This window comes from Streptomyces sp. B15 (assembly GCF_018070605.1).
Lineage (GTDB): Bacteria > Actinomycetota > Actinomycetes > Streptomycetales > Streptomycetaceae > Streptomyces > Streptomyces smyrnaeus.
On record NZ_JAGPXJ010000021.1, the window covers coordinates 25274 to 46386 of the forward strand.

Genomic DNA, 21113 nt, shown 5'->3' on the forward strand with positions numbered 1-21113 from the left:
GCGGGCTGCGGGTTGGTTTGTGGTTGCTCGCGCCGTTCCCCGCGCCCCTGGGGGCGCGCCCGTCCATGCCGGGTGCGGGCCGTCAGCCGTGATCAATGCGGACCGCCGCGCCCGAGAGCTCCGCTTCCAGCGCGGAGATGTCGGCCTCCACCATGATCCGGGCCAACTCCCCCCACATCACCCGCGGTTTCCAGCCCAGCCGGGCCTCCGCCTTGGTCGCGTCGCCGATCAGTGCGTCGACCTCGGCGGGCCGCTGGTAGACGGGGTCGAACCGCACATGGTCCTGCCAGTCCAGACCGCCGGCCCGGAAGGCCTCCCGCAGGAACTCCCGCACCGTCGTGGGGACCCCGGTGGCGACGACGTAGTCGTCGGGCTCGTCGGCCTGCAGCATCAGCCACATCGCCTCCACGTACTCGGGCGCATAGCCCCAGTCGCGTACCGCGTCCAGGTTGCCCAGGTACAGATGTCGTTGCAGTCCGGCCCGGATCCGGGCGACGGCGCGGGTGATCTTGCGGGTCACGAAGGTCTCGCCGCGCCGTGGCGACTCGTGGTTGAACAGGATGCCGTTCACCGCGAACAGGCCGTAGGCCTCGCGGTAGTTGACGGTGGACCAGTAGCTGAACACCTTGGCGCAGCCGTAGGGGCTGCGCGGGTGGAACGGTGTCGCCTCGTGCTGCGGCGGCGGGGCCGCGCCGAACATCTCCGAGGACGACGCCTGGTAGATGCGGGTGTCGATCCCGCTGGCCCGGATCGCCTCCAGCAGCCGCACCGTGCCCATGCCGGTGACGTCGCCCGTGTAGAGGGGGGAGTCGAAGGAGACCCGCACATGGGACTGGGCGCCGAGGTTGTAGACCTCGTCGGGGCGCAGATCGCGGAGCAGGTTGACCAGGGCGACGCCGTCGGCGAGGTCGGCGTGGTGCAGGACCAGACAGCGGCCCTCGTCGTGCGGGTCCTGGTACAGGTGGTCGAGACGGCCGGTGTTGAAGGACGAGGAGCGGCGGACCAGGCCGTGCACCGTGTAGCCCTTGCCGAGCAGGAGTTCGGTCAGATACGACCCGTCCTGGCCCGTGATGCCGGTGATCAGTGCGCTCTTGGGCATGTGCCGCCGTCCTGAGTCAGATCGAGGGTGGAGGGGTGGGCCGCGACGGAACCGCGCGGACTGTTCGTTACGTTCTCTTTGTCGGCTATCTCGCCGAACGGGGGCGGCTGCTGGCAGAATCCGGCAGCATGACGCCGAGACCGCACTCCGCCGAGCCCGCCCCGGACGACGCCGCCGCAGCCGAGTCCCCGCACGGCGGCTCTCATCTGCCGCCCGGAGCACGGGTGTTCGTCGCGGGCCACCGCGGGCTGGTCGGCTCGGCCGTGGCCCGCCGACTGGCTGCGGAGGGGTACGAGGTGCTGACCTGCGACCGCACGGCGCTCGACCTGCGCGACGCGGACCGCACCCGGCGCCGGCTGGGCGAGCTGCGGCCGGACGCGGTGGTGCTGGCGGCGGCCAAGGTCGGCGGCATCATGGCCAACAAGACGCAGCCCGTGCCGTTCCTGGAGGACAATCTCCGCATCCAGCTCAGCGTCGTGGCGGGCGCGCACGCGGCGGGCGTACCGCGGCTGCTGTTCCTGGGCTCGTCCTGCATCTATCCCAAGCACGCCCCGCAGCCGATCACCGAAGAGGCCCTGCTCACCGGCGCCCTGGAGCCGACGAACGAGCCCTACGCGCTGGCGAAGATCGCGGGCATCACCCAGATCCGCGCCTACCGCGAGCAGTACGGCGCCTCCTACATCTCGGCCATGCCCACCAATCTCTACGGCCCCGGCGACAACTTCGACCTGGAGACCTCGCACGTCCTGCCCGCGCTCGTCCGCCGCTTCCACGAAGCACGGCGGGACCGGGCCCCGCGGGTGGTGCTGTGGGGCAGCGGTACACCGCGCCGCGAGTTCCTGCACGTCGACGATCTGGCGCGGGCCTGCCTGCTGCTGCTGCGCCGCTACGACGAGGCGACGCCGGTCAACGTGGGCTGCGGCGAGGACCTGCCGATCGCCGCGCTCGCCGAGACGGTGCGCGACGTTGTCGGCTTCGACGGTGACATCGTGTGGGACACCAGCCGCCCGGACGGCACCCCGCGCAAGCTGCTGGACGTCTCGCGGCTGTCCAAGCTGGGCTTCCGCCCGGAGATTCCGCTCCGCGAAGGGATACGTGCGACGTACGAGTGGTGGCGGCGTGCCGAGGGGGTGGCGTAGGCCGTGTCTGCCGGCTGCGGGTGCTCCCCCAGGCTCTTCGAGCAGGGGGTACTCCCATGGGTTGCTCGCGCGGTTCCCCGCGTCCCTGACGGGGCGCGGCATCAGTACGCCCCCCGTCCGTCGACCACGGCCCGCACCGTGCGGGCCAGCAGATCCAGGTCCCCGGTCAGCGACCAGTTGTCCGCGTACCGCAGATCCAGCGCCAGGCTCTCGTCCCAGGACAGGTCCGAGCGTCCGCTGACCTGCCACGGTCCGGTCAGTCCCGGCTTGACCAGCAGCCGTCGTAGCGCCGTCGACCCGTAGGCGGCCACCTCTTCCGGCAGCGGGGGCCGCGGACCGACCAGCGACATCTCGCCGCGCAGCACGTTCCACAGCTGCGGCAGCTCGTCGAGGGAGGTGCGGCGCAGTACCCGCCCCACCCGGGTGACCCGGGGGTCGGCCCGCATCTTGAACAGCGGGCCGTCCACCTCGTTCGCGGCGGCGAGCTGGGGCCGCAACCGCTCCGCGTCCATCGCCATGGAGCGGAACTTCCACATGGTGAAGGGCACACCGCGGTGGCCGATCCGGGTCTGCCGGTAGAGCGCCGGTCCCACCGAGTCGAGCCGTATCGCCGCTGCGACGATCCCGAACAGCGGGGCGAGCAGCACCAGTCCCAGTGCGGCGCCGGTCCGGTCGAGCGCCGCCTTGAGGACGACCTGCGGGCCGCGCCGCACCGGCGGGTCCACATGCAGCAGATGCAGCCCGGCGGCCGTGGACGGGCGCACCCGGCGCAGCGCCACGTCTGCCAGCCCGGAGGCGATCACCAGCGGCAGCCCCGCGTCCTGCACCGCCCAGGTCAGCGCGCGCAGCCGCGCACCGCTCAACCGCGAGCCGGGAGCCACCAGTACGGTGTCGGTGCCGTGCAGCCGCGCCGCCGAGACCACGGCCGCCCCGTCCGTGCCGCCGCCGTCCGGCCCCTCCGGGTCGGCCTCCAGCCCCCCGGTCTCGGGGACGCCGCTGCGGTTGGGCGTCGGTCCGACCGGTACGGCACCGATGACGACGTACGGATGGTCCGTACGGCTGGCCAGTTGCTCCACCACCCGGTCCACGGCGCTGCCCTCGCCCACGACCAGCGCCCGCTGCACGGCGTGCGCTTCGCGGCGCTGGTTGGTCAGATGGCGATGCGTCAGCGACCGGCAGACCGTGGTGAGCAGCGGTGCGGGCAAGAGCGCGAGCAGCGCGACGGCGGGGGGCGAGTTCTCGCCCGTCAGTACGCGGAGGACGGCGAGCAGCCCGAGCAGCGTCAGCCAGTCCCGCAGGGTGGTCAGCACCCCGCGGGTCTCGCCGAGCCAGCGCCGTCCGTAGCGCCGGTGCGCGGCCAGCACGGCCAACCAGGTGAGCGTGGCCGTCGCGGTGGCCGCGGCGGTGTGCGGCTGTCCGGCCTGGTGGAAGACCGACGCCACCGGAAGGGCGATGCCGAGCGCGTCGACGGTCAGCGAAACGGGCCGGTACCAGCCGGACTTGTCCTGGCTGCGGTGCGCACCGGGCCGCCCCGGCTCCTGGCCGCTCCTCTTTCTCCCCGCCACCGGCTCGGCCGGTCTCCCCGTCTCGGACACGAAAGCGAAGTCGCGCCGCATGAACCCCCCCAGGTACGCGGAACCTCCGCAGCGCACCGAACCCCGCCCCCATTTGTCGGGATGCGCCGACCTCCCAGACCTTAGGACATATGAGCACTCTGTGTGTCCGTGTGTTCACTTCCCCATGAGAAGTGCGGAGAGTGTGGTGGGGGTTGTCAGGCAGTGCGCGTAGATTCCGGGCGATTCCCCGCACAGAATCCCCACCCGAGGACGGTGCTCCTCGACCGCGGGCTTGACCTTGACGCAGGCGGCAGGGTTCGAGGATGCGGCCATGAACGAGACCGCCGAGACCGCTGTGAGCACCGAGACCGCTGTGAACGCCAGGACCGCCGAGACCGCCGAGAGCACCGCCTCGCCGCAGCCCCGTACCGTCGTCGTCACCGGTGCCGGAACCGGTATCGGCCGTGCCACGGCGCGTGCCTTCGCCGCGCAGGGAGCACACGTCCTCGCCGTAGGCCGCCGTACGGCACCGCTTCAGGAGACCGCCGCCGAGCCCGGCCCCGGCGCCATCACCCCGTTCGCCGCCGATGTCACCGATGAGGACGCACCCGAGCGCATCGTGGTTGCCGCGCTGGAGTCGACCGGACGGCTCGACGTCCTCGTCAACAACGCGGGGGTCGTCGGCGGCGACAGCCTGGGCGACTACACCCGCGCGAGCATCGAGGCGCAGCTGACCACCAACCTCACCGCGCCGGTACTGCTGACCCAGGCCGCGCTCGCCGCGCTGAAGGCGGCCCCGGCGGGCGGCGTGGTCGTCAACGTCAGTACCTCCATCGGACAGCGCGCCTGGCCGGGCAACTCGCTGTACGCCGCGAGCAAGACGGCGCTCGAACTGCTCACCCGCAGCTGGGCGGTGGAGCTGGCGCCGCACGGCGTCCGGGTGGCCGCGGTGGCGCCGGGCGCCATCGACACCCCGATCGGCGAGCACCGCGGCCTCGGCCCCGAGCAGCGCGAGGCGATCCGTGAGTGGCAGATCGCCCACACCCCGCTGGGCCGCGTCGGCCGGCCGGAGGAAGTGGCCTGGGCCGTGGTGGGACTGGCCGCGCCCGAGGCGTCGTTCGTCACCGGCGTGGTGCTGCCGGTGGACGGCGGCGCGGTGCTGGCGTGACCCGGGTCGTACCTGCCGTGCGGCCGGCCGGGGCACCGCTCCCTCGGGGAGCCGTGATACCACTTCCCGCGAGAGGTGGTGGCGGTATGCGGATCGGGGAGCTGGCACGGCGTACGGGGACGACGGCGCGGGCGCTGCGTCACTACGAGCAGGCCGGGCTGCTCATCTCCGAGCGCGCACCCAACGGCTACCGCGTCTACGACGCCGCGGCCGAGGTCCGCGTCCGCAACATCCGCTACCTCCTCGACGCCGGGCTGACCTTGGAGGATGTCGGCTTCTTCGCCCCTTGCCTGGACGGTGACCTGGCCGCCGCCCCGCCCTCCCCGGAGGGCCTGCGCGTCGCCGAGCAGCGGCTCGCCGTCCTGGAGGCGCGGATCGCCGCCCAGATCGCGGCCCGCGACCGCCTCCGCGAGGCCCTGCGCGGGGCGACGGCGGGGGTGGCGGTCTGAATCCGGGTCAGCCCCTTGCGGTCGGCCCGCTTCCGGGGACGGGCGTCAGCCGGTAGCCGCCGGCGGGGGTTCCGTCGACGTGGCCCGCGGTGGGCGGCGGGAAGTGCGTGCCCAGGACGAGGGTGCCGGTGCCGGCGAGCGAGGCGAGCAGCGAGCGCCGAGTGGTCTCGGACCGCACCGGGTCGATGTCCACGCAGCTGCCGATGTCCGGCTCCGGAAGCTGGACCGGGTGGTGGATGCAGTCGCCGGTGATCAGGGCTGTGGCGCCCTGGTCGGTGAGTTGGACCGCGAGATGGCCGGGGGTGTGTCCGGGGGTGGGGAGCAGGCGCAGGCCCGGGACGACCTCATGGCCCTCGTCCGGGAGGTGGACGAGGTCGAGCAGACCGGCGTCCTCGACCGGCTGCACGGAGTCGCGGAACATCTGCGCCCGCGCCTCGTCCATGGCGTATCCCGCCCAGAACTCCCGCTCGGTGCGCGAGGTGAGATAGCGCGCGTTCGGGAAGGTGGGCACCCAGGCGCCGGCCGCCTTGCGGGTGTTCCAGCCGACGTGGTCGGTGTGCAGATGGGTCAGGATCACCAGGTCGATCGAGTCCGGGGGGAATCCGGCGTCGGTGAGGCGCTGGAGGTAGTCGGTGCGCAGATCGTGCCAGGCGGGGTTCGCCCGGGTCTTGCCGTTGCCGATGCCGGTGTCGACGAGGACCCGCAGCCCGCCGATCGAGAAGGCGAAGCTGTGGCTGGCCAGCCGCAGTACACCCGACGGGTCGGCGAAGTCGGGCCGCAGCCAGTCGTGCCGGGCGACGACCTGGGCGGTGGCGTCGGGCAGCAGCCAGCGCCCGGTCGGGGGCGGCAGCGGCACCTCGTCCACCCGGTGGATCCTGAGGTCTCCCACGGTCCAGGAGGGGGCCGCGAGCCCCATGCTCTCGGAATTAAAGCTAACGGTTTGCATTAAGCCACCGTAGCTTCTACCGTGCAGCTAATGCAAAAGGTTAGCTTTTGCTGTCGAGTCAGGGGAGAGCACCCATGTCTGCTGCCGAACTCACACCGCCCGAAGCGGCCCGCTGGGCCGCCCGCACCGGGCTGCCACTGCCCGCCGACCGCCACGCGGAGGTCGCCGCCACCGCCGACCACATCCACTCCGTCGTCTCCGTCCTGCGCGAGCTCGACTTCGGCGACACTCCCCCCGCGGCCGACTACCGCGCGGCGGAAGAGGGCGACCGGCAGCCCGCCGGGACGGGGGAGAACAATGCAGCCGTATGAACTGTCCCTGACCGTCGCCGCGGACCGGATCCGGACCCGGCAGCTGTCCCCCGTCGAACTGGTGGACTCGGTGCTGGAACGGATCGAGCGCACCGAACCGCACCTGCGGGCCTATGTGACGGTGACGGCCGACCGGGCACGCAGCTCGGCGCGCCGGGCCGAGCAGGAGCTGTCCGCGGGCCGCGCCGCCGGGCCGCTGCCGGCCATCCCCATGGGGCTGAAGGACATGATCGACGTGGCCGGAGTGGCGACCACCGGCAGCTCCCGGGTACGGGAAGGACACCGGGCCGACGCCGACAGCACGGCCGCCGCGCGCCTGACCGCGGCCGGCGCCGCCCTGGTGGGCAAGACCCACACGCACGAGTTCGCCTACGGCCTCACCACTCCGCAGACCAGGAACGCCTGGGACCAGGAGCGGGTGGCCGGAGGGTCGAGCGGCGGCTCGGCCGTCGCCGTGGCGGCCGGTGCGGCCACCTTCGCGCTGGGCACCGACACCGGCGGATCGATCCGGGTGCCCGCCGCGCTGAACGGCATCGTCGGCCTCAAGCCGACCTACGGCCTCGTCCCCCGGCACGGCGTGACCTCGCTGTCCTGGTCACTCGACCACGTCGGCCCGCTCACCCGCACCGTCGAGGACGCGGCGGCCGTCCTGGCAGCCCTGGCCGGTGACGCACCGCGCGATTCCGCGTCCGCGCCCCCACCGTCCGCCGACCGGCAGCCGGACGCAGAGACGGACCTCACCGGGCTGCGCGTCGGCGTGCCGGTCAACTACTACTTCGACCACGTCGACCCCGAGGTGGAGGCCGCGGTCCGGAGGGCCGTGGACCGGCTGGCCGAGCTCGGCGCACACCTCGTCGACGTCGAGATCCCGATGACCCGCTACGTCCAGGCCGTCCAGTGGGGCCTGATGGTCCCCGAGGCCACCGCGTACCACGAACGGACACTGCGCTCCGTACCCGAGCGCTACGCGGCGGACGTACGCATCCTCCTCGAAGCCGGCGAACTGATGCCGGCGGGGGACTATCTGCGCGCCCAGCGCGCCCGCACGCTCATGCGGCGCAGCTGGCTGAGCACGCTGGAGGAGGTCGATGTCATCGCGGCGCCGACCGTGCCCACGACCGCGGCCAAGGCCGACCAGCCCACCCTCACCTGGCCCGACGGCACCGTCGAGACCGTCTCGGACGCCTATGTGCGCCTCTCGGCGCCGGCCAACATCACCGGGCTGCCCGCGCTGACCCTGCCGGTCGGCCACGACAGGGCGGGAATGCCGATCGGGATGCAGCTGATGGGACGGCCGCAGAGCGAGGCGGTGCTGCTGCGCGCGGGGCACGCCTACGAGCGGACCGGGCCGCCCCGCACCCTGGCCCCGGTGGGCGGCACCGCCCTGGACGGCACCGCACTGGGCGGTCCGGCCTCGGCCGTTGACGCAATGACTTTGCTTTAGCATGGCGCCATGGCCAAAGCGATGGCGCGCCCCGGCGGGCGCAGTGCCCGGGTACAGGAGGCGGTGCACACGGCCGTGCACGAACTCGAGGCCGAGGTCGGACGGGACGCGCTGACCGTTCCGTTGATCGCGGCCCGCGCCGGAGTCACCCCGTCCACGGTCTACCGCCGCTGGGGCGACCTGCGGGAGCTGCTCTCGGACGTCGCCGTCGAGCATCTGCGGCCCGAGACCGACCCCGAGGACCACGGCGAGCTGGCGGCCGACCTGACCGCCTGGGCCGAGCAGTTCCTGGACGAGATGGCGTCGCCCCCGGGCCGCGCCTACACCCGCGACGCCCTGCTCGGCGATCCGGACGGAGACAACGCCGGCCAGTGCTCCGCCTACGCCGCCGAGCAGATCGGCGTCATCCTCCGGCGCGCGACCGCCCGGGGGGAGCAGCAGCTGCCCGACGTCGAGACGGTCATCGACCACGTCGTGGCCCCGATGATGTACCGCATCCTCTTCCGCCCCGGCGCGCTCGACGCCGCCTACGCACGCCGGCTGGTGGCCGACTGCCTGGAGCGGGGGCGGCGATGAGTCACCTCGTCGCCGCCCCGGTCGGCCCCGCACGTCCCGCGAGGATCAGCCCTTCACACACACGATCTGCCGCAGCTTCGCGACGACCTCGACCAGATCGCGCTGCTGGTCGATGACGCGCTCGATCGGCTTGTAGGCCCCGGGGATCTCGTCCACGACCCCCGCGTCCTTGCGGCACTCCACCCCGCGCGTCTGCTCCGCGAGGTCCCGCTCGGTGAAGCGCCGCTTGGCCGCGTTCCGGCTCATGCGCCGGCCCGCGCCGTGCGAGGCGGAGTTGAACGAGTCCGCGTTGCCCAGGCCCTTGACGATGTACGAGCCGGTGCCCATCGAGCCCGGGATGATGCCGAACTCGCCGCTGCCCGCCCGGATCGCGCCCTTGCGGGTCACCAGCAGGTCCAAACCGTCGTACCGCTCCTCGGCCACGTAGTTGTGGTGGCAGGAGATGGTCTCCTCGAAGACGGGCTTCGCCTTCTTGAACTCCCTGCGGACCACGTCCTTGAGCAGCCCCATCATCAGAGCCCGGTTGTACTTGGCGTACTCCTGGGCCCAGAACAGGTCGTGCCGGTAGGCCGCCATCTGCGGGGTGTCCTTGACGAAGACCGCCAGATCGCGGTCGACCAGCCCCTGGTTGTGCGGCAGCTTCTGAGCCTCGCCGATGTGGAAGTCGGCGAGCTCCTTGCCGATGTTCCGCGAACCGGAGTGCAGCATCAGCCACACCTGGCCGGTGGTGTCCAGGCACACCTCGATGAAGTGGTTGCCGCCGCCCAGCGTCCCCAGCTGCTTGGTGGCCCGCTCGTGACGGAACCGCACGGACTCGGCCACACCGTCGAAGCGCGCCCAGAAGTCGTCCCAGCCGGCGGTCGGCAGCCCGTGCACATCGCCGGGCTCCACCGGCTCGTCGTGCATACCGCGCCCGACCGGAATGGCCTGCTCGATCTTCGAGCGCAGCCGCGAGAGGTCACCGGGCAGATCGTCGGCCGTCAGCGACGTGCGCACCGCCGACATCCCGCATCCGATGTCCACGCCCACGGCCGCGGGGCAGACGGCGCCGTGCATCGCGATGACCGAACCGACGGTCGCGCCCTTCCCGTAGTGAACATCCGGCATCACCGCCAGGCCCTTGATCCACGGGAGCGTCGCGACGTTCTGGAGCTGCCGCAGCGCCACGTCCTCAACGCTGCCCGGATCCGTCCACATCCGGATCGGCACCCGCGCACCGGGCATCTCCACGTGCGACATGACAGTCCAACTCCCCCATGACGAATAGGCGCAGCACACGGCCGAACACAGCCGTCGTCGCTGTGGAAGCCCGCCCCCGTGACGGGCTTCCCTGCGCCTCATTGTGCGCTGCTGCGCACCCGCCACGGCAAAGGATTTTCCGCCCGGAGCGGGAAGCGGCCAAGCCGAACTTCCCGCCCTCTTCCCGGAACAACCCTCGTAGGGCGCCAGCTCACCGTGCGGAGCCGCCTTACGCGGTGAGCCGGAAATGGGCGCCCAGCTCGCGGAAGACGGCCGTGTTCAGGGCGAAAGCGTGCTTGCACTCCTCCACGATGCGCCGCTTCTCCAGGTCGTCGCAGGGCAGCGCGTCCAGCAGGGCGCGGTACTCGCGCTTGAAGGCGGCGGGGTTGCCGATGGCGTCGAAGACGTAGAACCGCACGCCGTCGCCCTTGCGGGCGAAGCCCCAGGTCTTCTCGGCGGTGCCCCGGATGATCTGGCCGCCGGAGAGGTCTCCGAGGTAGCGGGTGTAGTGGTGGGCGACATAGCCGCCCGGCCAGCTGCGGGCGACCTCGGCGACGCGGGCCGCGTAGGCGGCGGTGGCGGGCAGCGGGGCGACGTGCTCGCGCCAGTCGGCCGAGCCGTGCAGATGGGTCAGGTCCTTCTCCAGCGCGGGCAGCCGGAACAGCTCACCGCGGACGAAGGGGCCGGCGACCGGGTCGGGTGCCAGGTCGCCGGCGGCGCCCTCCAGCGCGCCGTAGACGAACCAGAGCTGCTCGGTGTAGCGGGTGTAGGCCTCCAGCCCGAGCCGGCCGCCGAGCATCTCGCTCATGAAGGAGGAGTTCTCGGCCTCGGTGTGCTGTTCCTGGGACGCGGTGCGGATCAGGGTGGAGAAGGCCGGGGAATGGTCCGTCGAGGTGTCCTGCGAGGGGGATGCGGCAGACGGCAAGGCTGGCTCCCAGGGTGGAGGAGGGGGTACGGCCCGGCGGGAGGCCGGGGGCGTGCGTGCGGGCTCCGACACGGTGCGATCCTGCTACTTAGGCTTACCTAAGTCAAGCAGTTGCCGACACCCTGTCGGAAAACCCTTACCCCTCGGACGCCCTACGGAAGCGTCAGGATCTCCGTGCCCGTCTCGGTCACCACCAGGGTGTGCTCGAACTGCGCGGTGCGCTTGCGGTCCTTTGTGACGACCGTCCAGCCGTCCTCCCACATGTCCCACTCGTAGGTGCCCAGCGTCAGCATCGGCTCGATGGTGAAGGTCATCCCGGGTCGGATGACGGTGGTGGCGCGCGGGTCGTCGTAGTGCGGGACGATCAGCCCGGAGTGGAAGGAGGTGTTGATGCCGTGGCCGGTGAAGTCGCGGACCACGCCGTAACCGAAGCGCTTCGCGTACGACTCGATCACCCGGCCGACGATGTTGAGCTGGCGGCCCGGCTTGACGGCCTTGATCGCCCGGTTCAGCGCCTCGCGGGTCCGCTCCACCAGCAGCCGCGACTCCTCGTCCACGTCCCCGCACAGGTAGGTGGCGTTGTTGTCGCCGTGCACGCCGTCGATGTACGCCGTCACGTCGAGATTCACGATGTCGCCGTCGCGCAGCACCGTGGAGTCGGGGATGCCGTGGCAGATCACCTCGTTCACCGAGGTGCACAGCGACTTGGGGAACTGCCGGTAGCCCAGGGTGGAGGGGTAGGCGCCGTGATCGATCATGTACTGGTGCGCCACCTCGTCCAGTTTGTCCGTGGTGACGCCGGGGGCGATGTGCTTGGCGGCCTCTTCCATGGCGCGGGCGGCGATCCGCCCGGCGACGCGCATCTTCTCGACCGTCTCGGAGTCCTGCACCTCGGGCCCGTCGTAGGGGGTGGGTGCGGGCTTGCCGACGTACTCGGGGCGCGGGATCGAGGCGGGCACGGCGCGGGGCGGTGAGACCGTGCCGGGGACGAGGAGTGACTGGCCAGACATGTCTGCGAGTCTAATCCGGGCCCGCCGCCGCGCTCCGGCCTGCTCCGGGGGCGCTCGGAACCCGCCCCGGCGGGGCTGCGTGAGCTGCGCCGGTGCGCGACCATGCCGGTATGGCTCTGTTCAAGCGCAAGACGGTCGGCAAGCCCGGAGAGTGGTTCTTCAACGTCGAGACCGGAACCGTCGAGGAGGGACCGCAGTCGGCGGGCAAGAACCGGATGGGCCCCTACGCCAGCCGCGAGGAGGCGGCCCGCGCCCTGGAGACCGCGCGGGAGCGCACCTCGGAGTGGGAGAACGACCCCCGCTGGCACGAGAAGGGAGGCGAGACGGGCCGCGGCTGACCCGGGCGCGGGCTCAGGTCTGCTCCTCGGCCGGAGCCGCGCCCTGACGGGCCTCCCGTACCGCCCGTGCGTGCTCACTGGTGCGCGCGTCGTACGCCAGCAGCTTGGGCAGCGCCGCCGCCAGCAGCGCCACGCCCGCCACGCACACCAGCCCGCCCGACCACACCGATGTACGGACGGAGGTGAGCGAGGCCACCGAGCCCGAACGCACCTGCCCCAACTGGGGCCCGGCCGAGAACGACAGCAGCTCGATACCGGCCAGCCTGCCGCGCAGCTCGTCGGGGACGGTCTGGTTCCACATCGTCGAGCGGAAGAGTCCGCTGACCATGTCGCAGGCGCCGGACACGACGAGGAAGAGCAGCACCAGCCACACGTTCCGCACCACCCCCGCCACGGTCATCGCCGCACCCCAGCCCGCGGCGGCCAGCAGCACGGCAAGACCGTGCCGGTGCACCCGCGACGACCAGCCGCTCGTCGCGCTCACCAGCATCGAGCCGAAGGGCAGCGCCGCGTACATCAGGCCCAGCGACCACGGTGCGTCCAACTCGTCGGCCAGGAACGGGAAGAGCGCGATCGGGAACGCGAACAGCATCGCCACGACGTCCACGGCGTACGTGCCCAGCAGATCCTTGCGATGCCACGCGTACCGTGCGCCCTCCCAGATGCCGCGCAGCGACGGCTTGGCCGCGTCGTGCGCGGGTGGCGAAGGGGCGAGCCGCAGCGTCATCAGCAGGGACAGCACGAAGGTCGCCAGGTCGATGGCGTAGGCCGTCTCCAGCCCCGCGTAGGCGATCAGAATGCCCGCGAGCGCGGGCCCGGCGACACCGCCCACCTGCCAGCGCAGCGAGTTGAGCGCCGCCGCCGCGCTGAGCTGCGCGTGCGCGACGATCCGCGGCAGGATCGCGTCCAGTGCGGGCCGCTGCACACCGACCAGCGCGCTGCTGAGCGCCGCCGCCGCGTACAGCGGCCACACCATCGGCTGCGGCAGCAGCGTGTTGAGCAGCAGCACCAGCGCCACGGCACCCAGCGCGGCCTCGCTGCCCAGGATCAGCCTGCGCCGGTCGAAGGCGTCGGCGAGCGCCCCGCCGTACAGCCCGAACACGATCAGCGGCACCAGCTCCACGGCCCCCAGCGCGCCGACCGCGGCCGCCGAGCCCGTCAGCTCCTTGACCTGGAGGGGCAGTGCGACGAACGTGAGGAAGCTGCCGAAGGTGGTGATCAGGCCCGCGGTCCACAGGGTGCGGAAGTCGCGTGAATCCCGCCAGGGGGAGAGGTCCGGAAGCACGAGGAGGCATCCTCGCGCTCCCATGTGACGCCGGGCAACCGGATTTCGCCCCTCGGGGCGGGGAGGGCGTCAGCCGGCCTCGGCCTCCTCGACCGTCGGCGGATCGAAGGAGATGCGCACCCGCCCGCCGCCTTCGCCCCAGTCGACGTCCACCTCCGTCGCCCCTCCGGCCACCGTGACCCGAGGCGGAGCACCGGCGCCGCCCAGCACCGCCGCCGCCACACACACCCCCGTACCGCTCAGCTCACCCTCCGCCGCCGGCACTCGTACCCACCGTGCGTACGCCGTGCCCTGCGGGGCACGCAGCGGATCGACCGGCGTCAGACCGTGCAGCGGTACCAGGTCGCTGGGCAGCGAGGCGTCGGCCGCCCAGCCGGTCAGCCGGACACGGGTTCCGGCGGGTGCGCCCACCACCCGGTGCGCCCGCACCTCCCAGCGGCCGCGCACCACCGTCACGCTCTCCACCCGCAGCGACGGCGGCGCCGGTACGTCGGCGGGGAGGACCGGCCGGTGCCGGGAGGCGGCCCAGCCCCAGGACCCGTCCGGGGCCGAGGCGGCACCCAGCGGCTCCACCCGCCGCCGTACGCTCCACACCCCCGGCATCCCGGGCCGCCCGGGGAGCCGGAGCGCCAGGTGATTGTCGGGCGGGTTGCCGCGCGCCGTCGGCCCCGTGCCGGTGGAGTACGCGAAGCGCGCGTACAGCGGGTCCTCCTCCGTGAACTCCTCGCCCTGCCACGGCCGCAGGGTGTGGCTGCCGTGGTTGTGCAGCCGGACCAGCCCGTCGGAGCCGGTCGACTGCAGCAGCAGTCCCGGTGCGGGCAGTGCCAGCGCCCGGTCGGGCCCCTCGCTCGGTGCGGCTTCCTCGGTCGCCGTCCACAGCGGATCGTCCGGCGGTACGAGCAGCGCCACGAACCCCTTCGACGCCCAGTAGGGGGAGGAGGGTCCCGAGTAGGTCTGCAGCGTCGCGTCGTGCGGGCCGTGCCAGCCCAGCGTCAGCAGCCCGTCGGCATCGACCGCGCCCCTGTCGAGGAAGTAGCGCAGCGTCCCGCTCAGCAGCCGCCGGGAGACGCCGGGGGACAGCGGCGTGTGCCCGGTCAGCGCGCCGAGCCCGACGGCGGCGCCCGCGGCGAACCGGTAGGTGAGGGAGCGGCCGAAGTGGACCGGGGCGCCGTCGCCACCGAACATCAGCGCGAAGCCCGCCAGATGGTCGCGCAGCCGGGGACCGTAGCGGGCCGTCAGCGCCTCGTCCCCCGCGAGGTGGGCGTGCAGCAGCGGATACAGGTGCAGCGCCCAGCCGTTGTAGTGGTCGAAGGCCCGGCCGTCGCCGTCCGCGTACCACCCCTCGCCGCGCCACCACTCCTCCAGCAGCCCCAGCCCCCGCTCGATCGCGGCCCCGGTCTCCGCGTCACCGCGCCCCACCGACTCCAGGAAGCCCGCGACGCTGAGCGGGAACAGGTACCAGTTGTTCGGCGCCGGGGTGTGCCGCAGCGCCCCGCGCAGCCAGGACTCGGCCCGGTCCCGGGTGCCGTCCTCCAGCCGGTCCCACAGCCACGGCCGGGTCAGCCGCAGCCCCAGCGCCACCGAGGCCGCCTCCACCATCGGCTGGCCCGCGGTGGTGTGGTCGAGGATCAGCGGCCACGACTCGGTGTCCTCCCGGCCCGGGGTACGGGTGCCCGCGGCCAGGCCCTCCGCGTAGCGCTCCAGCAGCCCGGCCGGATCCGCGCCGTCGCCGCCCGCCGCACGGAAGGCCGCCGCCAGGAACGTGCGCGCGTACCCTTCGAGCCCGTCGGAGCGGGTGCCGGAGCGGGAGGGCCGGCCCGGCAGGTCCAGCAGCGCCCCGCGCGGGGTGGCCCACCGCCACGCGGCGCGCACCAGCCCGTCCGCCGCGGCCTCCCAGTGGGCGCGGGTCCAGCCGGTGCGGGGGCTGCGGTGGTGGTCGAGCGGGGGTATGCCGAGGACGCCGGGCCCGGCGCCGTGCTCTTCGGAGTGCGCGGTCATGCCAGCAGCTCCTTCCGTTCGGGGCGCACGGCGTGGGCGAAGCCCTCGCCCGCCGCCCAGCGGCGCACCTCCTGAAGGGCCGACTCCGCCAGCCGGTCAAGCTCGTTGCCCTGCGAGCCGGCCAGATGCGGGGTGAGCAGCGCGTTCTCGCACTCCCACAGCGGGTCGTCCACCGGCGGCACCTCGGGGTCGGTGACATCCAGTACGGCGCGGATCCGGCCGCCGCGCAGCTCTTCGGTGAGCGCGTCCTGGTCGACGACCGCGCCCCGCGCCGTGTTGATCAGCGTCGCGCCGTCCCGCAGCAGGGCGAGCATCTCACCGCTCACCAGGTGGCGGGTCGCCGCCAGGAGCGGGGTGTGCACGCTGACCACGTCCGACGCCGCGAACAGCTCGGCGAGCCCGGCCTTCGCCACGCCCAGCGCCGCCGCCTCGGCCTCGCCCACGTACGGGTCGTAGAGCAGGATGCGCAACTCGTGGGCGCGCAGCAGCTCGATGACGCGGCGGCCGACGAGTGAGGCGCTGAGAACGCCCACCGTGCGGCGGTAGTTGCCCAGCTGCGGATCGGGGAGGAGCCAGTCGTCGCGGGAGCGCTGCTGCCGGTAGGCACGGGCCGCGGGCAGCACCCGCTTGTTCGCCAGCAGGATCATGGCGAGGGTGTACTCGGCCACGGGCGCGGCGTTGGCAGCCGCCGCCGTGGAGACCTCGATGCTGCGGGCCCAGCACTCCTCGGTGAGGTGCCCGCGCACGCTGCCCGCCGTGTGTGCGACGGCACGCAGCCGGGGAGCCTGCGCGAGCACGGCGGCGTCCAGCGGTGGGCAGCCCCAGCCGGTGATGAGGAGCTCCACCCCGGGCAGGACCCTGCGGGCCGCAGCGGTGGTGAAGTCGCTCAGCACCGGCTCGGCGAGCTCCACCACCTCGCCGAGCCGGCGGCGGACGGCGGGTTTCAGGACGGCGTCCGCCGCCTTGGGGTCCATGGCGAGGGCCGCGCGGGGTTTGGTGCCGGGCATGTGGCTCCTGTGGTGGTCGTGGTGCGGGTGCGGCGGGGGGCCTGTGAAGCCTCACTTGACACTGCCCGCTGTCAGGCCGGACTTCCAGTAGCGCTGGAGCAGCACGAAGGCGGCGATCAGGGGGAGGACGGCCAGCAGCGAGCCGGTGACGACGACGGGGTAGTAGTCCGGGGTGACCACGGCGGCGCTGTTCCAGACGTAGAGGCCGAGGCTCACCGGGAAGAGCGAGTGGTCGGACAGCATCACCATCGGCAGGAAGAAGTTGTTCCAGATCGCGGTGAGCTGGAAGAGGAACACCGTCACCACCCCGGGGCCCAGCATCCGCAGCGCCACCCGGAAGTAGGACGTCAGCTCGCCGGCGCCGTCCACCCGGGCGGCTTCCAACACCTCGTCGGGGACGTACCCCTGGCTGAAGACCCGCCCCAGATACACCCCGAACGGGTTGAACAGCACGGGGATGAACACCGACCAGAAGGTGTTGACCACCCCCACCTTGGACGCCATCAGATACAGCGGGAGCGCCAGCACGGTGGGCGGCACCATGACGCCCGCCAGTACCAGCCCGAACAGCTTCTCCTTGCCGCGGAAGCGGTACTTGTCGAAGGCGTATCCACACGCGACGCTCACCATGGAGCCCAGCGCGGCGCCCACCACGGCGTACAGCAGGCTGTTGACGTACCAGCGCCCGTAGATGCCCTCCTCCATGGCGAACAGCGCCGAGAGGTTGTCGGCGAGGGAGAAGTCGCCGAGGGAGAGCAGGTCGCTGCGGAAGAGGGCGTCCCGGTTCTTGGCGGCGGCCAGCACCAGCCACACCACCGGCAGCAGGGTGTAGAGGACGGACAGGCCCACGACGGCGTTGACGGCGGTCCGGCCCAGCAGCCGGGGCCGCGCCGCGCGGGGTGGAGCGGCAGCACTCATCGGGTCCCCTCCTCGTCGGCGTGTGCCGCGCCGCCCGTACGGTTGCTCCACCGGCTCAGCCCGTAGGAGAGCGCGACGGTGACGGCGAGCAGCACCACCGAGGCGGCGGCTGCCAGGCCGTAGTTGTTCCGGGTGAAGGCGGCGTCGTAGATGTACATGTTCGGCGTGTAGCGGCTGCCGACGATCGGTGTGGCCTGGCTCAGCAGCATCGGTTCGGTGAACAGCTGGAGCGACCAGATCAGGGTGAACATCGCGACCATCACCGCGGACGCGCGCACCAGCGGCACCTTGATCCGCAGCGCCGTTCGGACCGGCCCGGCGCCGTCCACCAGCGCCGCCTCCGTCAGCTCGCGCGGCACGGCCTGGAGCGCGGCGTAGAAGATGACGGTGTTGTAGCCGAGGTTGCTCCACATCGCGATGTTCACGATCGACGGCAGCACGGTGTGCACACCGAGGAAGTCGATGCTGATGTCGGCCTCGGCCAGCAGCTCCACGACCGGGCTGAGGCCGGGCGTGTACAGATACAGCCAGATCACGGCGGCGATCAGGCCCGGCACCGCGTGCGGCAGGAACAGCGCCAGCTGCGCCGTACGCCGCAGCCGCACCGCGCCCGAGTCCAGCAGCAGCGCCAGGACGAGCGCCAGCAGCACCATCAGCGGAAGGTAGAGCAGGCAGTACAGCGCGGTCGTCCCCAGGCCGGCCAGGAAGGTGGGGTCCGACAGCACGGCCCGGTAGCTGCGCAGCCCGGCGAAGACGGTGCGTTCGGGACCGAAGCCGAGGCCGGGCTGGTCGTCGCTGAAGAAGCTCAGCCACACCGCGCCGCCCACGGGCACCAGGAAGACGACGACCAGCAGGACGAAGAACGGCGTCATCAGCGCGGCGCACGCGCCCAGTTGCCGCCGCCGCGCCGTGTGCCGGGCCCGGTCGCGCGGGACGGTGGCGGGGCGGGTGCCGGCGCCGGTCCCGTGCCCGGTGCCCGCGTCCGGTCCGGCCCCGGGAACGGTGGTCGCGCTCATCGGGAGCCCTCCCGCACATTCAGCCCGAGGGATTCCAGGTCCGGCATCGTCGCCCGCTGGCCCGCGCGCAGTGCGTCCAGCACGGTGCCCTGTCCCTCTCCGACCCGGGCCAGCCGGTCCTGGACGATTCTGAGGGTGGCCGTCATCCGCGGGCCCCACTTCCACTGGCCGGAGATGTGGCCGGCCTCGCGCCGGAAGAGGGAGTAGATGTCCTGGCCGGCGAAGTAGCTGGTGTCCATCGCCTTCCGCGCGACGGGGACCAGTCCGGTGGCGGCCGGGTACTGGCTGCTGATGCCGCTGGCGAGCCGGGCCTTGAGCGCCTCGGGGCTGGAGACCTGCCACTCGATGAAGTCCATGGCCTCCTTCGGGTGCCGGCTGTCCTTGGTGACGGCGAACGTGGAACCGCCGTGGGTGCCGACGCGCGGGTGTTCCAGGTCCCACCGGGGCATCGGCGCCACCCTCCACTTGCCCTTCTGTCCCGGCTGGGAGGACATCGTCCCGCCCGCGTCCCAGGCGCCGGCCAGCTTGCCGAACACCTCGCCCCTGCCGACCTGCGCCGAACCCTCCTGGGTGTCCACCGAGTTGAGGAAGACCAGTTTCCGGTCGATCAGCCGCTGCCAGTAGGCGGCCACCTTCCGGGTGGGTTCGTCGGTCATCGAGACGGTCCAGGTCCCGTCGCTGGTGTCGAACCAGCGCGCGCCCGCCTGCCAGGCCCAGGCGGACAGCTGGGTGCCGCCGTCGGTGGGGAAGGTGGCGATACGGGAACCGGGCGCCGCGCGCTTGATCTTCCGCGCCGCGGCCTCGAACTGGGCCCAGGTGCGCGGCACGGCGATGTCGTGTTTGCTGAACAGGTCGTGGCGGTAGAGGAAGACCATCGGTTCCACGTCCAGCGGCACGCTGAAGGTCCGGCCCTCGAAGGTGGTCAGCGCCAGCGCCTGCGGCAGCAGCTTCTTTCGCAGCCGTTCGCCGACCAGGGGTGTGATGTCGCGGGCCACCCCGTCGATGGCGAAGCCGGGGACCTGCGGGTATTCGAGGGTGGCCACGTCGGGCGCGTTGCCGGCGCGGGCCGCGTTGCTCAGCTTGGCGTACCCGCCCTGGTTGCCGGCCGGGATCTGCTGGAAGTCGACGTGGATGCGGCGCTGGCTCCTGTTGTAGGCGTCCACCACCTCCTGACTGCCGCGCAGTGCGGACCAGAACGTGATGTGGACGGGGCCGTCCGCCGTTCCCGCCGCCGTGGCACCGCCGCCGGTGCAGGCGGCGGTCAGCAGGAGCGGAAGAGCGGCGAGCGCGGTCAGTGCGGTGCGGGTGAACCGTCGGATGCGGTGGCCGGGCACTCGGATGCCTCCTTCGTGGGAGGAGGGGACATCCGCATCCTGATCGCCCGAACGAAGAGGGTCAATGGATCGCTCAGGAGAAAATAAAACGGTCAAACGATCGTGCGAGCTCCGGAGTCGGCCCACACCACGAGGGGGAGTGACGGAGCTTCAGAAAGTCCCCCGTGACCCGTCACCCGTCAGCCTGTGCGACCTGTGCCGTGGAGCCGCGCACCTTCAGTTCCGGCAGCAACTCGATGCGGCGTACCGCCTCCGGCGCCGTGCCCCGCGGATGGCGCAGCCGGCGCAGCAGCAGTTCGGCAGCCGCCCGGCCGATCTCCTCCTTCGGCGGCGCGACGGCCGTCAGCGGCGGACTCCCCAGCGCCGCCACCACATCGTCGTACGCCACCACCGAACAGTCCTGCGGCACCTGTATGCCCTGCTCGCGCAACTGCTGCACCAGCATCAGCGCGTCCACGTCCGCGTGCAGCACAGCGGCCGTCGCCCGGTGCTCGCGCAGCACCGCGGGCAGATCGAGCGGCGAAGCCGCACCCTCCTGCGCCTCCTGGGTGCGCCCCGGGCCGGATGCGGTGTGGTCGGCCGGGCCCGCGCTCAGCACGACGGCCCACTCGGCCACTTCCTCGCGCTCGCCGGCGATCTGCGCGAACGCGGCGCGCAGCGTGCGCGCCGTGGGGCTGTCGTCGCGCGCCGCCAGCACGATACGGCGGTGCCCCAGCGACACCAGGTGGTCCAGCGCCAGATGGGCGCCGTACCAGTGGTCGCTGCGCACCGAGTCGTGGGCGTGCAGCGGTGAACCGGGCGGAGGGCGGCGCTCCATCAACACGGCTGGTATTGGCAGTTCGGCCAGCCACTCCTCGTCCCGCACCGCGCAGGCGGCGGTGCGCCAGCGCGGTGAGACCAGCAGGCCGCGCACCCCCTGCTGCACCGCCTGGCGGGCCATCGCCTGCTCGGACCCCGGCTGGTGCGGGGCGATGTGCAGGGCCATCCGGACGCCGGCCGCCTCCAGCGTGGTACGGGCGCCGCGCACCGCCTCGAACAGATACGAGTGGTTCTCCGGCACGATCAGCCCCACGGCCGGTGCCGAGGCGTCGTGCTGCGCCGGAGTCGGCGACAGGGAGCGCGCCACCCCGTGGCCCCTCCGCAACTGGCCGCGCCGCGCCAGCTCCTCCACGTCCCGCCGCAGGGTGACGACGGAGACGTCCAGTTCGGCGGCGAGTTGGGTCACCCGCACCTCCCCCCGCGTGCGGACCGCCTCCAGCACCCTCTCCCGCCTGACGGCGGCCCCCTCGCGCACGGCGGTAGCCCTTTCGTTTGACCGTTTCTCCCTACGATACGGAAACCCCTGCGGGCCGCTC

Annotated in this window: 20 protein-coding genes; 7 read left to right on the top strand and 13 right to left on the bottom strand. The window is 72.5% G+C overall.

Annotation, left to right across the window (positions count from 1 at the left end; all coding sequences use genetic code 11):
* Positions 1-82: 82 nt before the first annotated feature.
* Positions 83-1099 (bottom strand): GDP-mannose 4,6-dehydratase, encoded by a 1017-nt coding sequence (gene gmd, locus KBY19_RS12585; RefSeq protein ID WP_099880288.1) that lies wholly within the window; start codon positions 1097-1099, stop codon positions 83-85.
* Between the two features lie 128 nt (positions 1100-1227).
* Between gmd and KBY19_RS12590 the strand changes: the two genes are divergently transcribed.
* Entirely contained in the window at positions 1228-2238 is a 1011-nt protein-coding gene (locus KBY19_RS12590) for a GDP-L-fucose synthase (protein WP_185016735.1), read from the top strand.
* 101 nt (positions 2239-2339) lie between these two features.
* Here the strand turns inward: KBY19_RS12590 and KBY19_RS12595 are convergent, their stop codons facing one another.
* On the bottom strand, positions 2340-3854 hold the full coding sequence (locus KBY19_RS12595; protein WP_210955418.1) for a sugar transferase: 1515 nt from the start codon (positions 3852-3854) through the stop codon (positions 2340-2342).
* Between the two features lie 271 nt (positions 3855-4125).
* Here KBY19_RS12595 and KBY19_RS12600 point away from each other — a divergent pair, with 271 nt between their 5' ends.
* Together KBY19_RS12600 and KBY19_RS12605 are read left to right on the top strand one after the other, a co-directional pair.
* The gene (locus KBY19_RS12600; RefSeq protein WP_210965775.1) at positions 4126-4962 is read left to right on the top strand and encodes an SDR family NAD(P)-dependent oxidoreductase; all 837 of its coding nucleotides are present in this window, start codon (positions 4126-4128) and stop codon (positions 4960-4962) included.
* Between the two features lie 86 nt (positions 4963-5048).
* Positions 5049-5411 carry a MerR family transcriptional regulator gene (locus KBY19_RS12605; RefSeq protein WP_185016732.1) on the top strand — a complete coding sequence of 121 codons (363 nt, stop codon included), beginning with the start codon at positions 5049-5051 and terminating at the stop codon, positions 5409-5411.
* 7 nt (positions 5412-5418) lie between these two features.
* On the opposite strand, the gene KBY19_RS12610 is transcribed toward KBY19_RS12605, so the two are convergent.
* On the bottom strand, positions 5419-6327 hold the full coding sequence (locus KBY19_RS12610) for an MBL fold metallo-hydrolase (protein WP_185016731.1): 909 nt from the start codon (positions 6325-6327) through the stop codon (positions 5419-5421).
* A gap of 104 nt (positions 6328-6431) precedes the next feature.
* Here KBY19_RS12610 and KBY19_RS12615 point away from each other — a divergent pair, with 104 nt between their 5' ends.
* From KBY19_RS12615 to KBY19_RS12625, 3 genes are read left to right on the top strand one after another with little or no spacing between them, the layout of a single operon-like run.
* Positions 6432-6668: a hypothetical protein gene (locus tag KBY19_RS12615; RefSeq protein WP_099880274.1), complete on the top strand. Its 237-nt coding sequence runs from the start codon at positions 6432-6434 to the stop codon at positions 6666-6668.
* Complete coding sequence (locus tag KBY19_RS12620; RefSeq protein WP_210965776.1) at positions 6655-8112, top strand: amidase; 1458 nt, start codon at positions 6655-6657, stop codon at positions 8110-8112. Before KBY19_RS12615 ends, KBY19_RS12620 begins: the two co-directional genes overlap by 14 nt.
* 21 nt (positions 8113-8133) lie before the next feature.
* A complete protein-coding gene (locus KBY19_RS12625; protein ID WP_099886457.1) occupies positions 8134-8688 on the top strand; it encodes a TetR/AcrR family transcriptional regulator in 555 nt (184 codons plus the stop codon).
* A 45-nt stretch (positions 8689-8733) separates the two neighbouring features.
* Here KBY19_RS12625 and KBY19_RS12630 read toward each other — a convergent pair whose 3' ends face one another.
* From KBY19_RS12630 to map, 3 genes are all read right to left on the bottom strand, one after another.
* Complete coding sequence (locus KBY19_RS12630; protein WP_099880269.1) at positions 8734-9927, bottom strand: RtcB family protein; 1194 nt, start codon at positions 9925-9927, stop codon at positions 8734-8736.
* A gap of 229 nt (positions 9928-10156) precedes the next feature.
* Positions 10157-10852 (bottom strand): heme oxygenase (biliverdin-producing), encoded by a 696-nt coding sequence (locus KBY19_RS12635; RefSeq protein WP_099880267.1) that lies wholly within the window; start codon positions 10850-10852, stop codon positions 10157-10159.
* A gap of 152 nt (positions 10853-11004) precedes the next feature.
* On the bottom strand, positions 11005-11862 hold the full coding sequence (gene map / locus KBY19_RS12640) for a type I methionyl aminopeptidase (protein ID WP_099880265.1): 858 nt from the start codon (positions 11860-11862) through the stop codon (positions 11005-11007).
* 110 nt (positions 11863-11972) lie between these two features.
* Between map and KBY19_RS12645 the strand changes: the two genes are divergently transcribed.
* Positions 11973-12200: a hypothetical protein gene (locus KBY19_RS12645; protein WP_099886456.1), complete on the top strand. Its 228-nt coding sequence runs from the start codon at positions 11973-11975 to the stop codon at positions 12198-12200.
* Between the two features lie 13 nt (positions 12201-12213).
* On the opposite strand, the gene KBY19_RS12650 is transcribed toward KBY19_RS12645, so the two are convergent.
* From KBY19_RS12650 to KBY19_RS12680, 7 genes are all read right to left on the bottom strand, one after another.
* Positions 12214-13485, bottom strand: coding sequence for an MFS transporter (locus KBY19_RS12650; RefSeq protein ID WP_307842315.1), 1272 nt, complete (start codon positions 13483-13485; stop codon positions 12214-12216).
* Between the two features lie 69 nt (positions 13486-13554).
* Positions 13555-15483: a DUF2264 domain-containing protein gene (locus KBY19_RS12655; protein WP_210965777.1), complete on the bottom strand. Its 1929-nt coding sequence runs from the start codon at positions 15481-15483 to the stop codon at positions 13555-13557.
* A complete protein-coding gene (locus tag KBY19_RS12660) occupies positions 15480-16490 on the bottom strand; it encodes a hydroxyacid dehydrogenase (RefSeq protein ID WP_210965778.1) in 1011 nt (336 codons plus the stop codon). The genes KBY19_RS12655 and KBY19_RS12660 overlap by 4 nt, the downstream gene beginning before the upstream one ends.
* A 51-nt stretch (positions 16491-16541) precedes the next feature.
* Positions 16542-17408, bottom strand: a complete 867-nt coding sequence (locus KBY19_RS12665; protein WP_099880255.1) for a carbohydrate ABC transporter permease — start codon at positions 17406-17408, stop codon at positions 16542-16544.
* Entirely contained in the window at positions 17405-18424 is a 1020-nt protein-coding gene (locus KBY19_RS12670; RefSeq protein ID WP_099880253.1) for a carbohydrate ABC transporter permease, read from the bottom strand. Before KBY19_RS12670 ends, KBY19_RS12665 begins: the two co-directional genes overlap by 4 nt.
* Complete coding sequence (locus KBY19_RS12675) at positions 18421-19758, bottom strand: extracellular solute-binding protein (protein ID WP_307842317.1); 1338 nt, start codon at positions 19756-19758, stop codon at positions 18421-18423. The genes KBY19_RS12670 and KBY19_RS12675 overlap by 4 nt, the downstream gene beginning before the upstream one ends.
* A gap of 172 nt (positions 19759-19930) precedes the next feature.
* The gene (locus KBY19_RS12680; protein ID WP_210965779.1) at positions 19931-21052 is read right to left on the bottom strand and encodes a substrate-binding domain-containing protein; all 1122 of its coding nucleotides are present in this window, start codon (positions 21050-21052) and stop codon (positions 19931-19933) included.
* Positions 21053-21113 lie beyond the last annotated feature (61 nt).